Annotated in this window: 14 protein-coding genes; 5 read left to right on the forward strand and 9 right to left on the reverse strand. The window is 67.5% G+C overall.

The features are described from left to right. Window positions 1-4: 4 nt before the first annotated feature. The 8 genes from ACQ4LY_RS00705 to ACQ4LY_RS00740 form a co-directional block, all read right to left on the reverse strand. Window positions 5-1,780: an ATP-binding protein gene (locus ACQ4LY_RS00705; RefSeq protein ID WP_431074093.1), complete on the reverse strand. Its 1,776-nt coding sequence runs from the start codon at window positions 1,778-1,780 to the stop codon at window positions 5-7. Beyond that, window positions 1,777-2,124, reverse strand: a complete 348-nt coding sequence (locus ACQ4LY_RS00710; RefSeq protein WP_431074094.1) for a response regulator — start codon at window positions 2,122-2,124, stop codon at window positions 1,777-1,779. The genes ACQ4LY_RS00705 and ACQ4LY_RS00710 overlap by 4 nt, the downstream gene beginning before the upstream one ends. Continuing rightward, on the reverse strand, window positions 2,121-2,264 hold the full coding sequence (locus ACQ4LY_RS00715) for a hypothetical protein (RefSeq protein WP_431074095.1): 144 nt from the start codon (window positions 2,262-2,264) through the stop codon (window positions 2,121-2,123). The genes ACQ4LY_RS00710 and ACQ4LY_RS00715 overlap by 4 nt, the downstream gene beginning before the upstream one ends. Next, a complete protein-coding gene (locus tag ACQ4LY_RS00720) occupies window positions 2,261-3,748 on the reverse strand; it encodes a glycosyltransferase family 2 protein (RefSeq protein WP_431074096.1) in 1,488 nt (495 codons plus the stop codon). The genes ACQ4LY_RS00715 and ACQ4LY_RS00720 overlap by 4 nt, the downstream gene beginning before the upstream one ends. Beyond that, window positions 3,748-4,464 carry a PHP domain-containing protein gene (locus ACQ4LY_RS00725; protein ID WP_431074097.1) on the reverse strand — a complete coding sequence of 239 codons (717 nt, stop codon included), beginning with the start codon at window positions 4,462-4,464 and terminating at the stop codon, window positions 3,748-3,750. Before ACQ4LY_RS00725 ends, ACQ4LY_RS00720 begins: the two co-directional genes overlap by 1 nt. Continuing rightward, window positions 4,461-5,450 carry an ATP-grasp domain-containing protein gene (locus ACQ4LY_RS00730; RefSeq protein ID WP_431074098.1) on the reverse strand — a complete coding sequence of 330 codons (990 nt, stop codon included), beginning with the start codon at window positions 5,448-5,450 and terminating at the stop codon, window positions 4,461-4,463. Before ACQ4LY_RS00730 ends, ACQ4LY_RS00725 begins: the two co-directional genes overlap by 4 nt. Next, window positions 5,450-6,493 (reverse strand): response regulator, encoded by a 1,044-nt coding sequence (locus tag ACQ4LY_RS00735; protein ID WP_431074099.1) that lies wholly within the window; start codon window positions 6,491-6,493, stop codon window positions 5,450-5,452. The genes ACQ4LY_RS00730 and ACQ4LY_RS00735 overlap by 1 nt, the downstream gene beginning before the upstream one ends. 165 nt (window positions 6,494-6,658) lie before the next feature. Then, complete coding sequence (locus tag ACQ4LY_RS00740) at window positions 6,659-6,973, reverse strand: DUF2277 domain-containing protein (RefSeq protein ID WP_431074100.1); 315 nt, start codon at window positions 6,971-6,973, stop codon at window positions 6,659-6,661. Window positions 6,974-7,105: 132 nt separating this feature from the next. On the opposite strand from ACQ4LY_RS00740, the gene ACQ4LY_RS00745 reads away from it, so the two are divergent. Then, entirely contained in the window at window positions 7,106-7,516 is a 411-nt protein-coding gene (locus ACQ4LY_RS00745) for a DUF4190 domain-containing protein (RefSeq protein ID WP_431074101.1), read from the forward strand. A gap of 55 nt (window positions 7,517-7,571) precedes the next feature. On the opposite strand, the gene guaB is transcribed toward ACQ4LY_RS00745, so the two are convergent. Further along, entirely contained in the window at window positions 7,572-9,074 is a 1,503-nt protein-coding gene (gene guaB / locus ACQ4LY_RS00750; protein ID WP_056309221.1) for an IMP dehydrogenase, read from the reverse strand. Window positions 9,075-9,375: 301 nt separating this feature from the next. On the opposite strand from guaB, the gene ACQ4LY_RS00755 reads away from it, so the two are divergent. Genes ACQ4LY_RS00755 through ACQ4LY_RS00770 form a run of 4 tightly spaced genes read left to right on the forward strand, consistent with a single transcriptional unit; the run spans window position 9,376 to window position 13,424 of the window. After that, window positions 9,376-10,692 carry a branched-chain amino acid ABC transporter permease gene (locus ACQ4LY_RS00755; RefSeq protein ID WP_431074102.1) on the forward strand — a complete coding sequence of 439 codons (1,317 nt, stop codon included), beginning with the start codon at window positions 9,376-9,378 and terminating at the stop codon, window positions 10,690-10,692. A gap of 2 nt (window positions 10,693-10,694) precedes the next feature. Beyond that, window positions 10,695-11,672 carry a branched-chain amino acid ABC transporter permease gene (locus ACQ4LY_RS00760; RefSeq protein ID WP_431074103.1) on the forward strand — a complete coding sequence of 326 codons (978 nt, stop codon included), beginning with the start codon at window positions 10,695-10,697 and terminating at the stop codon, window positions 11,670-11,672. Window positions 11,673-11,718: 46 nt separating this feature from the next. After that, entirely contained in the window at window positions 11,719-12,672 is a 954-nt protein-coding gene (locus ACQ4LY_RS00765; protein WP_056311887.1) for an ABC transporter ATP-binding protein, read from the forward strand. Beyond that, window positions 12,669-13,424 carry an ABC transporter ATP-binding protein gene (locus ACQ4LY_RS00770; protein ID WP_431074104.1) on the forward strand — a complete coding sequence of 252 codons (756 nt, stop codon included), beginning with the start codon at window positions 12,669-12,671 and terminating at the stop codon, window positions 13,422-13,424. Before ACQ4LY_RS00765 ends, ACQ4LY_RS00770 begins: the two co-directional genes overlap by 4 nt. Window positions 13,425-13,436 lie beyond the last annotated feature (12 nt).

Consider the following 13,436-nt stretch of genomic DNA (forward strand, 5'->3'; position numbering starts at 1 on the left):
GCACCTATCGGACGACCTGAATGGCTTCCGTGCGCGGGGCGGCGGGAAGGAGCATCCGGAACTCCGTGCCGACGCCCTCCTTGCTCGTCACGTCCATGGATCCGCCGTGGGCGAGCATGATCGCTCGGGTGATCGTGAGCCCTAGCCCCACCCCCGGGACCGCGTTCTGCGTCGCCGTCGATGCGCGGAAGAAACGAGTGAACAGCATTCCCTGCTCGTCTTCAGGGATCCCGACGCCGGTGTCCCTGACCGCGAGTTCGACCGCTCCGTCGAGCATCCGCAGGCTCGCTGTGACCCGCCCGCCGGTGCCGGTGAACTTGATCGCGTTCGAGAGGAGGTTGTCGAGAGCCTGACCGATCCGCCCCGAGTCGATCGACAGACGCACAGGAGCAGTCGGCACCTCGGCGACGATCTCGATCCCCTCGCGCTGCGCATGGGGTCCGGCGGACTCCACGGCATTGCGCACGAGCTCGACGACGTCGGCCTCTCGGCGCTCGAGTGGGAACCTGCCGGACTCGACCTGAGCGGTGAAGAGGAGGTCGCCGACGAGATTGAGCAGTCTCTGCGCGTTGCGCTCGATGATCCCGACGAACTCCTGCTGATCGGGCGTGAGCGGCTGCGCCGGGTCGTTCTGCAGCAGATCGAGGAATCCGATGATCGCGCTCAGCGGTGTGCGGAGCTCATGCGAGATCATGCCGACGAACTCGTCCTTCATGCGCGCGACCTCGACCGCCCGGGTCTCATCGGTGATCACGAGCAGGTAGCCATGTCTGGAGCCGTCCGAGTCCTGGTACGGGGTGACGGTCGCGCGGACTGGAACGGTTGATCCGCCCGCCGTCGCGACGTCGACGTGCGCATCCACCGGGAGACCGGCGTCGGCGTCGTCGAAGAGAGAGCGCAGGCCCGGGTGGAGTCCATCGACCTGTTCCGGTCGGCCTTCGGGCGCGAACTGCGCGAGCATGTGCGACGGGAAGAGACTGTCGACCCGCACCCCGGCGAGGGCGTCTTTCACGGGCATCCCGAGCAGACGCACGGCTCCGGGATTCCAGGCCGTGATGATGCCCCCGTTGTCGGTGGCGATGACAGCCTGGCCGGTGATCGAGTTCCACACGCTCGTGAACGACTCCGAGAGCGCACGGTACTGCTGCTCGCTGGCCTTCAGCTGCTCGAGGATCGCCTCGTTGGCAGCGAGGGCGGCTGTGCGCTCGACGACGTGCGCCTCGGCCTGGGAGGTACGAAGCCGCTGTTGACGCGACAGCTCGTTGACGATGGCGCCCACCGTGGCGAAGACCAGCGGACCGATCACCCCGCGAAGCCAGTCGGCGGCTTCCTCGGGCGGGTCGATGAGGTTCGGCATGATGAGGGCGATCGATGAGAAGACGGCCACGATGACGACCTGCCTGCGCCCCGGCGCCGCCGCGATCCAGATCACGGGCAGGAGGACGAAGGATGAGAAGAGAGATGCAGGGCCGCCGGTGCCGGCCCTGATGGCCCCCAGCCCGAGGATGTCGATCATCGGGACGAGCATCACGACCCAGCCCTCGTACACGCCGCGCACCGAGAGGACCGCGGCGAACGCCGTCGCCGCGGCGATGGTGGCGAGTCCGAAGATCGCGACCGCCGTATCCGTCACCGGGATCCCCGGAATCGTCCACATGAGCACGGCCGCGATGGCGACCGCGACCGCGGTCGGCCCCTGCTTCATGAGCGGAGTCGGGTTGTCGAAGTAGCGTCGCCAGCTGAGCTCCATCGACTGCTGCACGGTGTTCGTCGGGGTCACCGCGGCACGTCTCGCAGAAGGGCGCGCAGGTCGGCGCCGACGATCGGCTTGGGCAGTGCCCCGTCCGCCTCGGGGTAGTCGGCGACGTCGAGCACCGAACTCACGATCAGGAAGCAGTCGGGGAACCGGTCACGCACGCGACGAGAGCATTCCTCGCCGGTGACACCGGGCAGCAGGAGATCGATCACGGCGACCACAGGGCTGATGTCCGGGAAGGCGTCGATCGCGGTCTCGGCGTCGATCGCCGCGAACACGTCGAAGCCCTCCCGATCGAGGTACCGCTGCAGGAGGTCCCGCTGATCCGCACTGTCCTCGACCACCAGGGCCAGCGGCCGCCCGGTCATCGCAGGAACAGCTCTCGCACGATGACGATCACGACGACGATGCCGAGAGCGAGGAGCGCCTGCGGGATGAGGAGCTTCTCGCGGCGGGCGTCCGTCGCGATCTCCTCCTCTTCGCCGCTGCGCGAAGGTGCTTCGATCATGAGTCGACCCGTCCGATCTTCTCGGTCTTGATCCATGCGGCGTCGGCGTGACGCCATTCCTTGATGTACGAATCGACGGTGATTGCGCAGAGCAGAGAGCCGTATCCGCACACGTACAGCAGCAGCCCGGCGAAGAACCGTCCGCCGGGAAGAGGCTCGACGGTGCGCGCGAGCCAGATGCCGAGCATCGAGATCGGGCCCCAGAGGTAGAAGATGATCGCCCACGTGAATCGGGTCTGGTCGGTGACCGCGAGTCCGAGTTCGCTCAGCCCCGCCTCGAACAGCCCGGGGAAGAGCGCTATGGCCATCAGGATCAGTGCGCCGAGCCCCGGGAACATCAGAGCTTCACGCCACGACTGACGCCCGATCCGCGGATCCAGCTGCACCGCGTAGAGCATCGAGAAGAGGTAGATGCAGGCGGCGGCGATCCACATGAAGCGGAACACGAACTCGGCGATGTCGCTGTGCAGGAGCAGCAGGACGAGCAGGGCCGACGCCGCGAGGATCATGAAGACCGGGAGGAGCAGGATCGTGAACCACGCGAGCCCGAACGAGAAGCTCCCCAGGTTGTGCACCCGGCTGGGGCGGAACCACAGCGTGCGGTAGATCGAGGTCAGCTGCACATTGCCTCGCGCCCACCGGAGTCGCTGCTTCCAGAGGCTGTCGATCGTGCGGGGCTCCTCTGCGAGAACGACCGCGTGAGGTTCGAAGACCATCCGTCGGCCGGCGAGCTGCCCCTCGAACGTCGTCATGGTGTCCTCGGCGAGGGTGCCGGTCGGGATGCGACCGCCGATCGCCTCGAGGTTCGCGCGCGAGTGCAGCTGTGCGCCTCCCGCGAGGCAGGCGATCGCGCCGCCCACGTTCTGGGTCCGGCGCGCCGAGAGCTGGCCGATCACATACTCGATCGCGATGAAGCGCGTCAGATAGTTGCGGTCGCGGCTGCCCTCGGCGATGTACGCGGTGACCGCCCCGACCTTCTCGTCGGCGAGGTGCCGGCTCATCTTGCGCAGCGAGTCGCGCGCGAAGATGACGTCGGCGTCCATGATGAGCACCGCCTCGGTCCACTCGTCCGCGAGGACGATCTCGAGACCGTGGTTCAGCGTGTGCGCCTTGCCCTGGCCGCCCTGGTCGCGGCGCAGGTGCACGACGCGACCGGGGTACGCCTGAGCTTTTGCCGCCACGACCGCGGGGGTGTCGTCGGTCGATGCATCATCGATCACGAAGATCCGGAGTCGATCCGCCGGGTACTCCAGCTGTGTCAGACGATCGATCGCCTGGCCGAGCACGAGGCCCTCGTTCCAGGCGGGGATCAGCACGGCGATGCGCGGGTGATACGGAGCAGCCTTGCCGTAGTGATTGCGGAACGCGTGCAGGGGCAGCACGAGGAACTGCAGACCCGTGTTGATGACAGGCAGCGTGCCGACGAGCACGCAGAGCAGCAGGATGACGACCACGACGGTCTCGACCCAGGTGAGCTGCGGCATCAGCGCTGCGCCTCTCGCTCGCCCAGGAGTTCGGCGACGCGTGAATAGCGACCCACCTCGGACGCCTCGTGGCTGTCGGTGGAGGCCACGACGTCGGCTCCCGCATCGCGCAGTGCATCGAGCAGAGGGATGCCGGGGCAGCCCCACTTCTCGTTCACCTCGACCATCGTGTCGGTCTCGGCCGCGGCCCTCGCCCACGCGGTGACCCGCTCCGCGCCGAGGTCGTCTTCGGCCAACCCGATCTTCGGGAGGAGGGAGAAGCAGTGCGCCAGCTGGTTGCCCGGGTGGCGGCGCATGGCGGCGATCAGCGCGGACACCAGCTGGTCGAGTGCATCCTCCGCTCCCCACCCAGCGGCGATCCGCTCGCGGACGGCGCTCGGGCTGAGCGGCCCCTCAACCCCCGGGAACTGGTGGTCGGCGATCAGGATCCGATCGATCCCCGCGGGCAGCACGGGGATGTCGAGCTCGCCCGATGCATCCAGGATCTTCGCCTCCACGCCTGTCAGGACCGTGAGCCCCTCGGGGACGTGCAGGGCGCGAACCGCGCTGAGGTACTCGGGCACCCACGTGGTGGTGCGGCGGACGTGATCGACGAGGCGGAGCGTCTCGAGGCCCGCGGCGGACGCTGCTGCCACGTTCTCGGCGAGCGTCGAGACGGCGTCATCCGAGAACGTCGAGTGGACGTGGTGATCGCCTCGCAGCAGGGGGTGGGTCACTGCTCCTCCTGATGCCCGGCGTGCGCGGACACGAGCACCTCGCCGACCTCGACGATGATGTCTTCGAGGAAACGCACGGAGGCGACCTCACGGAAGGGGACGCTCGCGGGGATGTCGCGCCCGAGAAACAGATCCGCGACGAGCGAGGGGATGTCCACCCCTGCCGCGATGGTGAGCGGAAGCGCTCCGGGGAACCGCGGGTTGACCTCGAGCAGCACGGCCCGCCCCTCGCGGTCACGGCGCAGCTGCACGTTGGCGACGCCGACGAGACCGATGGCGCGCGCGATGGCGGCGGCGGTCTCCTCGAGTTCAGGGTCGTGCACGGTGCGGCCGGCGATGGCCACGCCCGAGTCGACTCTTGCGCGAGTGCGGGGCACGGCGGCGACCACGGTGCCTGCGGCATCCGCGATCACGTCGACCGAGTACTCCTCGCCCGGAAGGTAGTCCTGGACGATGAGTCCTTCGTCCAGCGGCAGCGACTCGAGCGCCGCGCGGTCGGCGACCAGGCGGATTCCCCGGCTGCCCGCGCCCTGACGGGGCTTGGCGAAGACCGGGAACACCCAGTCGACGGCGTCGGCGTCGGCCCCGGCGAGCACCGTGCGCGGAGTGAGACCGGTGGACTCGCAGCGTTCGGCGAGCAGCAGCTTGTCGAGCGCCACCGAGAGCGTCTCCTGGGACGGAGCTGCGAGCACGGCGGGCGCGAGCTCGTCGCGGCGACCGGCCAGCGCGATCAGCTCGACGTCGACCGTCGAGATCACGAGGTCGAGCCCGTCCTCGGCCACCATCCGTGAGATCGCGGGCACGAAGTCCTCGTCTCGCCCGGGCGGCACGAGACGACGATGCGTCGGGGGCACCAGATAGATGCCGCTCGCCCAGCCGTCCATGTCGGCGGCGAAGACCTCGAGGTCGGAGCGACGCAGGAGGGAGCGGATCACGGCGACCCCGGCGGGACCTCCCGCGCCGGTCACCAGTACGCGTGCAGACATCAGCTCTCCCGCCGCGCGAGTTCGTGGGCACCGATGAACTCGGCGGTCTCGCGCACGACCTCGAGCGGCTCCACGGCCACTCCCCCGCCGAAACGTGACCAGTATCGGGCGGTGGCGGTCACGAAGTCGGGCTCGAGGTAGTCCCGCATCGCGGTCTGCGAGGCGAAGCACTCGAGCAGCCGGAGCTTCTGAGGGAGATCCTGATCGATGCGGACGAAGCGTGTCGGCCGGAAGTCGATCGTCGAGGAGGGGCTCTGATAGCAGGCGACCGTACCGACCCGCCTGGTGGCGGCGACGGTCGCCTCGCTCACAGCCCGGTGGTCCTGGTGGCGGTCGTGACTGGAATGCGTGTAGACGATCGTCGGTCGCACCTCTTGCACCACTTCTTCGATGAGGCGCACCGTCGCGCCTCCACCGGAGATCTCGGTGTCGACGAGATCCTTGAGGAACAGGCGGGCGCCCAGCATGTCGGCAGAGGCCAGCGATTCGTGCTGACGGCTCTCCGCGTCTCCGCCGCGGGAGCCGCGAGAGAGAGTCAGCACCGTGATCGAGTCACCTGCGCGTGAGTGAGCTGCGAGGATGCCGCCGACGCCGATCTCGACGTCGTCCGGGTGGGCGCCGATCGCGAGAACCACCTCGCTGGAGCGGTTCGCCTCCCGACGAGCGCGGCCCTCCGCCGCGAGCCGTGTCACGGCCTCGACGAGTCGCGCATTGTCGAGCGGTTTGGTCAGGAACTCATCCGCCTGCGCTCGCAGCGCCGAGACCGCATACTCGACCGAGACGTGCGCGGTCATCACGATCACCGGTACGAGAGGGTCCTTGCGGCGCAGTTCCGCGAGAAGCTCGAGGCCGTCGAGGCCGGGCATCTCGATGTCGGTGACGACCACGTCCGGTGTGAAGACCGCCAGCCGTTCGACGGCGGAGAGTCCGTCCTCCGCGACCACGACTTCGCAGGCGGCGCGCCTCTCGAGCACGGTCTTGACGAGCAGGGCGACGTCAGGGTCGTCATCGACGACCAGGACGCGGGGTGCATCCTGAGGCATATCTTCAGCTCTCAATGGGGAGTTCCTCCCTGCCGGAAATGCTCGGCAGGCGGCTCGCGACGCCCTTCGCGTCAGGAGCCCGAGAAAAATCGAGCGGGTGTCCCTAAATACTGGCATACCGAGTCGTCACCGGACGCGACGAGATCCCTCCGGCATCCGGTCGCGTCAGGATGCGGTGCGCGCAGCCCGCTTCTCTTCCTGGAACACACGGATCGCCTCGTACCGCTCCGCCGAACGCGCGCGGCGTTTGGTCGCCTCGTCCTCACGATTCTTGCGCGGCGCGGTGGTCGTGAGCTCATCGACGAGCGCTCTGGTGGCGCGCGCGATCTCTTCGACGGCACGATCGAACACGTCCTGATTCGCCCGGGACGGGGTGGTGGTTCCGGCGATCTTGCGCACGAACTGCAAGGCGGCGTCGTGGCACTCGTGATCTGTGGCAGCGGGCTCGAGGTTGTTCAGCGGGACGATGTTGCGGCACATACCGGCACGGTACGCCGCCCTGCGGACATGCGGAAGACCCGGGGCGAGGGATGGCGCGCGCGGCGCGCGCCTCAGTACGCTCGGCTACGAGCGCGGCCACCCCAGCGACCGCCCACGCAGATCGGAGCGACCATGACGAACCCGCCCGGAGACCCTCAGTACACCCCGCCGGGATGGGACGGCACCGCCCCCGCCGCGGCCTCGTCCACGAATCCCGCCGCATACCCGGTCGCCAGCCCCGGCTACGCGACCCCGCCGCCCGCACCGGCCGGGAACGGACTCGCGATCGCCGGACTCGTTCTGGCGTTCGTGATCGCCCCGCTCGGCCTCATCCTCAGCATCGTCGCCGCCGTCAAGCTCAGCAAGGCGGGAGCCTCCAAGGGACTCGCCGTAGCGGGCATCATCGTCGGTGCCGTGATCACGATCCTGTGGATCATCGGCATCGTGCTGCTGGTGACGGTGTTCGCGAACCTGTTCTCGATGTGCGCCGAGCTCGGCCCGGGCGTCTGGCAGGTCGACGGAGTCACCTACACCTGCAGCTGAACGCGAGCATGGAAAGGGGCCGGATGCTCTCGCATCCGGCCCCTTCTCTTTCGTCTCAGCGCTTGTAGTTCGGCGCCTCGACCACGATCTGCACGTCGTGCGGGTGCGACTCCTTGAGTCCCGCAGCCGTGATGCGCACGAACTTGCCGCGCTGCTTGAGCTCTTCGATGGTGCGAGCGCCGACGTAGAACATCGACTGGCGCAGCCCGCCGACCAGCTGGTAGGCGACAGCTGCCACGGGGCCCCGGTAGGGCACCTGGCCCTCGATGCCCTCGGGGATCAGCTTGTCGTCGCTGGGCACGTCGGCCTGGAAGTAGCGGTCCTTCGAGTACGAGGTCTGCTTGCCACGGGTCTGCATCGCTCCGAGCGACCCCATACCGCGGTACTGCTTGAACTGCTTGCCCGACTGGAAGACGATCTCGCCCGGCGACTCGTCGGTGCCGGCCAGTAGCGAGCCGAGCATGACGGCATCGGCACCGGCGACGAGCGCCTTGGCGATGTCACCCGAGTACTGCAGACCTCCGTCGGCGATCACCGGAACGCCGGCGGGACGGGCGGCGAGCGACGCCTCGTACACGGCGGTGACCTGCGGCACACCGACTCCTGCGACGACGCGCGTCGTGCAGATCGAGCCCGGTCCGACACCCACCTTCACGGCGTCGACGCCGGCATCCACGAGCGCCTGAGCGCCCTCGCGGGTCGCGACGTTGCCGCCGATCACGTCGATGTGCGCGAAGCTCTCGTCGGCCTTGATGCGCTTGACCAGTTCGATCACGCCCTGGGACTGGCCGTTCGCAGTGTCGACCACGAGCACGTCGACGCCCGCGTCGCGCAGCGCCTCCGCGCGCTCCCATGCGTCGCCGAAGAAGCCGATCGCGGCGCCGACGCGCAGACGACCCTGGTCGTCCTTCGTGGCCAGCGGGTACTTCTCGCTCTTGTCGAAGTCCTTGATGGTGATGAGGCCCGCGAGCTTGCCGTCCTCGTCGATGAGCGGCAGCTTCTCGACGCGGTGATGCGCGAAGAGGGCGATGACCTCGCCTGCGGCGACGCCCACCGGTGCGGTGACGAGACCCTCGGAGGTCATGACGTCCTTCACGAACGTCGTCTGACGCTCGAAGCCCGAGACGAAACGCATGTCGCGGTTCGTGATGATGCCGACGAGGCGTCCGTCGGCATCGACCACCGGAAGCCCCGAGATGCGGTACTTGGCGCAGAGCGCGTCGACCTCTTCGACGGTCGCGTCCGGCGTCGTCGTGATCGGGTCGGTGATCATGCCCGACTCGCTGCGCTTGACGCGATCGACGTGGGCGGCCTGATCGGCGATCGACAGGTTGCGGTGGAGGATGCCGATTCCGCCCTCACGTGCCATCGCGATGGCCATGCGCGACTCCGTCACGGTGTCCATCGCGCTGGAGAGCAGCGGAGTCGCGACCGAGATACGGCGAGTGATCCGCGACGAGGTGTCGGCCTCGCTGGGGATGACGTCGGTGTGCCCCGGGAGGAGCAGCACATCGTCGTACGTGAGTCCGACGAAGCCGAAGGGGTCGTGCTGGTCCATGGATTGTCCTCCTGCGGGCGCGATCTGGGGCGAGGGTGTACCAATTCTAAGCGCGAGGCGGCTGAGGAAATTCCCGGGCCCGCCCCGACATCACCCTCAGGACGAGACCGCGCCCCATCCGGTATTTCGCAACTTCGTGATGGGATCGTTCTCACCGTGAGCAGATCGTGCCTTGGTTGAAACAGAGCCGACACATTACGCTCATACCGTCGTACATCAAGGCCGATGAACAACCCTGTCATGGCCTGTGTACTCGGCTGGAGGTTCTGTGCGTCCGACGATCTCGGCGAATCGAAGCGGAATGCGGTGGGTCATCATCCTTCTCGCGTCGCTGCTCGCCATCGCTTTCCTCTGGTTGCAGCCCCCGTCGGCAGCCTCCGCCGAAGAGACGGACGACGGCCAGGAGATCACCGACTTCTACTTCGCCGGCGTGATCACCTTCGACGACGACCCTGTCGAGGGCGTCGTGATGGCGATCAAGGGCAACGGCTTCGAGGGTGAGACCGAGACCGACGCCGAGGGCAAGTGGCGCCTGTACGTTCCCGAGAAGGAGACGTACACGCTCACCGTCGACGAAGAGACCCTCCCGGACGGCGTGATCGTCGATGCGGCGCAGTTGCCGGAGGGCACTCAGCCGATCGCGGGAACGACCGCGTCCTTCGAGGTCGAGTTCGGCCTGACTGGCACCAAGATCATGAACCTCTTCCTCGGTGAGGGAGAGCGCATGACGACGTCGTTCATCGATCAGCTCGCCTCACGACTCGTGGGTGGTCTCAACTTCGGCCTCCTGCTGGCCCTGGCCTCGATGGGTGCGGCGCTGATCTACGGCACGACCCGCCTGTCGAACTTCGCCCACGCCGAGATGGTCACCTGGGGCGGCCTGGTCGCCCTCGTGACGACGAGCTTCTGGCATCTCCCCCTGTGGCTCGGCATCATCGCCGCCGTGGTCGGCGGCGGCCTCTTCGGCTGGGCACTCGATGCCGGCATCTGGCGTCCGCTGCGGCGCCGAGGGCTCGGGGTCGTGCAGCTGATGATCGTCAGCATCGGTCTGTCGCTCGCTCTGCGCTACGCCTTCCAGTACATGATCGGCGGAGGCACCCGGCAGCTCCCAGGGGCAAGCCCCGAGCCGTTCCGATTCGGACCGATCTCGCTGTCGTACATCGATCTGATCGGCATGGGGGTGAGCATCGTCGTGATCATCGGCGTCGCGTTCTTCCTCACGCGCACCCGCATCGGCAAGGCCACCCGCGCCATCTCCGACAACCCGCAGCTCGCCGCGGCATCGGGCATCGACGTCGACAAGGTCGTCCGCTACGTCTGGATCCTCGCCGGCACGCTGGCTGCGATCTCGGGCATCCTGTGGGCGTACTTCCGCCCCGGCGTGAAGTGGGACATGGGCATGCAGATGCTGCTCCTCATCTTCGCCGCCATCACGCTCGGCGGACTCGGCACCGCATTCGGCGCCCTCGTCGGCTCGCTCATCGTCGGGATCGCGGTCGAGGTCTCGACCCTGTGGATCCCGTCCGACCTCAAGTACGCGAGCGCCCTCGTCGTGCTCATCGTGATCCTCCTGGTGAGGCCGCAAGGCCTGCTCGGACGCAAGGAAAGGTTGGGCTGACCATGGACTTCGGAAGCATCCTCTCCAACACCGCGGTCTATCTGCTCAGCCCGGTCACCATCGCCTATGCCCTCGCAGCAACGGGCCTCGCGGTGCACTTCGGCTATGCGGGACTCCTGAACTTCGGTATGGCCGCGTTCATGGCCGTCGGCGGTTACGGCTACGCCATCTCGGTGCTGACCTTCGGTCTCCCGTGGTGGATCGGCATGCTGATCGGCCTCGTCGGCGGCGCGTTCTTCGCCGTGCTCCTCGGCATCCCGACTCTGCGGCTGCGTGCCGACTACCTCGCGATCGCGACCATCGCGGCCGGTGAGATCGTGCGCCTGCTCTTCACGACGCAGATCTTCGACGAGTACACGAACTCGGCCGACGGACTCGCGCAGTTCAACGGCGGATTCCGTGACGCGAACCCGTTCCCCCCTGGCACATACGGCTTCGGTCCGTGGACGTTCAGCGCCAATGACCTGTGGAACCGCGTGTTCGGGATCATCGTCCTCGCGATCGCGATCCTCCTCGTGTGGGCGCTGATGCGCAGCCCGTGGGGTCGCGTCCTCAAGGGCATCCGCGAAGACGAGGACGCCGTGCGCTCGCTCGGCAAGAACGTCTTCGCCTACAAGATGCAGGCGCTCGTGGTCGGTGGAATCATCGGCGCGGCGGGTGGGATCGTGTTCGTCCTCCCCTCCGCCGTGGTCCCCGGCAGCTACACCACGTCGCTCACCTTCTTCCTGTGGACCGTGCTGCTCCTCGGCGGCGCCGCGACCGTCTTCGGCCCCACTCTCGGCGCGATCCTGTTCTGGGTCGTGTTCGCGTTCATGGCGAACCTGCTCCCGGCCCTGGCGAAGGCGGGCGTCCTTCCGATGTCCGACAGCCAGGCTTCGACGCTCGTGTTCATCTTCGTCGGCATCGCCCTGATGCTGCTCGTGATCTTCCGTCCTCAGGGCATCCTCGGAGACAAGAGGGAGATGACCTTTGTCAATTGAACCCACCCCCGACGAGAACGTCGAGGCGGCCCCCCAGACCGGGAGCATCCGTCGCCCCAAGACCACGGGGCTCGCCAAGGGACCTGCGGCCCCCGGAGTGCCGAAGGTCGACCCGATCCTCGTGGCAGACGCCGTGCAGCGACGCTTCGGCGGACTGACCGCCGTCGACGTCGACCACGTCGAGATCCCGCGCGGAGCGATCACCGCACTGATCGGTCCGAACGGTGCCGGCAAGACCACGCTGTTCAACCTGCTCTGCGGATTCGACAAGCCCAACAGTGGCACCTGGTCGTTCGATGGCAAGAACCTGTCGGGCGTCCCCTCCTTCAAGGTGGCGCGCATGGGACAGGTGCGCACGTTCCAGCTGACCAAGTCGCTGTCGCTGCTCACGGTGCTCGAGAACATGAAGCTCGGAGCCCCCGGCCAGCGCGGCGAGGGATTCTGGTCGAGCCTCTTCCCGTTCCTGTGGCGCAAGCAGGACCAGGAGATCGAGGTGAAGGCGCGCGAGCTGCTCGCCCGCTTCAAACTCGACGCCAAGGAGAAGGACTTCGCCGCATCGCTCTCGGGAGGCCAGCGCAAGCTCCTCGAGATGGCCAGGGCCCTCATGAGCGACCCGACTCTGGTCATGCTCGACGAGCCGATGGCCGGCGTCAACCCTGCTCTCACTCAGTCGCTTCTCGACCACATCCTCGATCTCAAGGGACTCGGGATGACGGTGCTGTTCGTCGAGCACGACATGCACATGGTCCGCCACATCGCCGACTGGGTCGTCGTGATGGCGGAGGGGCGCGTGGTCGCGGAGGGTCCGCCTGACGAGGTCATGGAAGACCCGGCAGTCGTCGACGCCTACCTCGGCGCCCACCAGGACGTCGACCTCGGCGCCGTGACCGGGCGCATCCCGGTGCTCGCCGATACGGCCGCCGTGAAGCTGCGCGAGCAGATCGAGGCTGAGGCAGAGGCAGAGCTCGCCGCCGAAGACACCGAGGAGGGACGCGCATGATCGATGACGCATCTGTGAAGACCGACGACATCGTCGTCGAGCTCAAGGACGTGCACGCCGGATACCTGCCGGGGGTGAACATCCTGAACGGTGCCAACCTCGTCGCACGCCAGGGCGAGCTGATCGGCATCATCGGGCCCAACGGCGCGGGCAAGTCGACGCTGCTGAAGTCGATCTTCGGCATGGTCAACGTGCGCAGCGGCGAGATCACCGTCAACGGCGAGAGCATCGTCGGGCTCAAGGCCGACAAGCTCGTCAAGCGCGGCGTGGCCTTCGTGCCGCAGACGAACAACGTCTTCCCGTCGCTCTCGATCGAGGAGAACCTGCAGATGGGGCTCTACCAGAACCCCAAGATCTACACGGAGCGTCTCGAGTTCGTCACCGGCATCTTCGCCGAGTTGGGCAAGCGGCTGAAGCAGCGCGCGGGCTCTCTCTCCGGCGGTGAGCGCCAGATGGTGGCGATGTCCCGGGCTCTCATGATGGATCCCTCGGTGCTGCTCCTCGACGAGCCCTCCGCGGGCCTGTCCCCCGTGCGTCAGGACGACGCCTTCATCCGCGTCTCGGACATCAACAAGGCGGGGGTCACCACGATCATGGTCGAGCAGAACGCGCGGCGCTGCCTGCAGATCTGCGACCGCGGCTATGTGCTCGACCAGGGCAAGGACGCCTACGAGGGCACCGGACGCGATCTGCTGAACGATCCGAAGGTCATCGGCCTGTACCTCGGAACGCTCGGTACCGACGCGGCCTGACCGCTCACCGCA

It is taken from the genome of Microbacterium phyllosphaerae (assembly GCF_050628115.1).
GTDB classification, from domain to species: Bacteria; Actinomycetota; Actinomycetes; order Actinomycetales; family Microbacteriaceae; genus Microbacterium; species Microbacterium phyllosphaerae_A.

Coding starts and splice junctions, on each gene's coding strand:
- ACQ4LY_RS00740 (WP_431074100.1), bottom strand. CDS start 6,973: ATGTGCCGCAACATCGTCCCGCTGAACAACCTCGAGCCCGCTGCCACA.
- ACQ4LY_RS00720 (WP_431074096.1), bottom strand. CDS start 3,748: ATGCCGCAGCTCACCTGGGTCGAGACCGTCGTGGTCGTCATCCTGCTG.
- ACQ4LY_RS00715 (WP_431074095.1), bottom strand. CDS start 2,264: ATGATCGAAGCACCTTCGCGCAGCGGCGAAGAGGAGGAGATCGCGACG.
- ACQ4LY_RS00730 (WP_431074098.1), bottom strand. CDS start 5,450: ATGTCTGCACGCGTACTGGTGACCGGCGCGGGAGGTCCCGCCGGGGTC.
- ACQ4LY_RS00760 (WP_431074103.1), top strand. CDS start 10,695: ATGGACTTCGGAAGCATCCTCTCCAACACCGCGGTCTATCTGCTCAGC.
- ACQ4LY_RS00735 (WP_431074099.1), bottom strand. CDS start 6,493: ATGCCTCAGGATGCACCCCGCGTCCTGGTCGTCGATGACGACCCTGAC.
- ACQ4LY_RS00770 (WP_431074104.1), top strand. CDS start 12,669: ATGATCGATGACGCATCTGTGAAGACCGACGACATCGTCGTCGAGCTC.
- ACQ4LY_RS00710 (WP_431074094.1), bottom strand. CDS start 2,124: ATGACCGGGCGGCCGCTGGCCCTGGTGGTCGAGGACAGTGCGGATCAG.
- ACQ4LY_RS00745 (WP_431074101.1), top strand. CDS start 7,106: ATGACGAACCCGCCCGGAGACCCTCAGTACACCCCGCCGGGATGGGAC.
- guaB (WP_056309221.1), bottom strand. CDS start 9,074: ATGGACCAGCACGACCCCTTCGGCTTCGTCGGACTCACGTACGACGAT.
- ACQ4LY_RS00755 (WP_431074102.1), top strand. CDS start 9,376: ATGCGGTGGGTCATCATCCTTCTCGCGTCGCTGCTCGCCATCGCTTTC.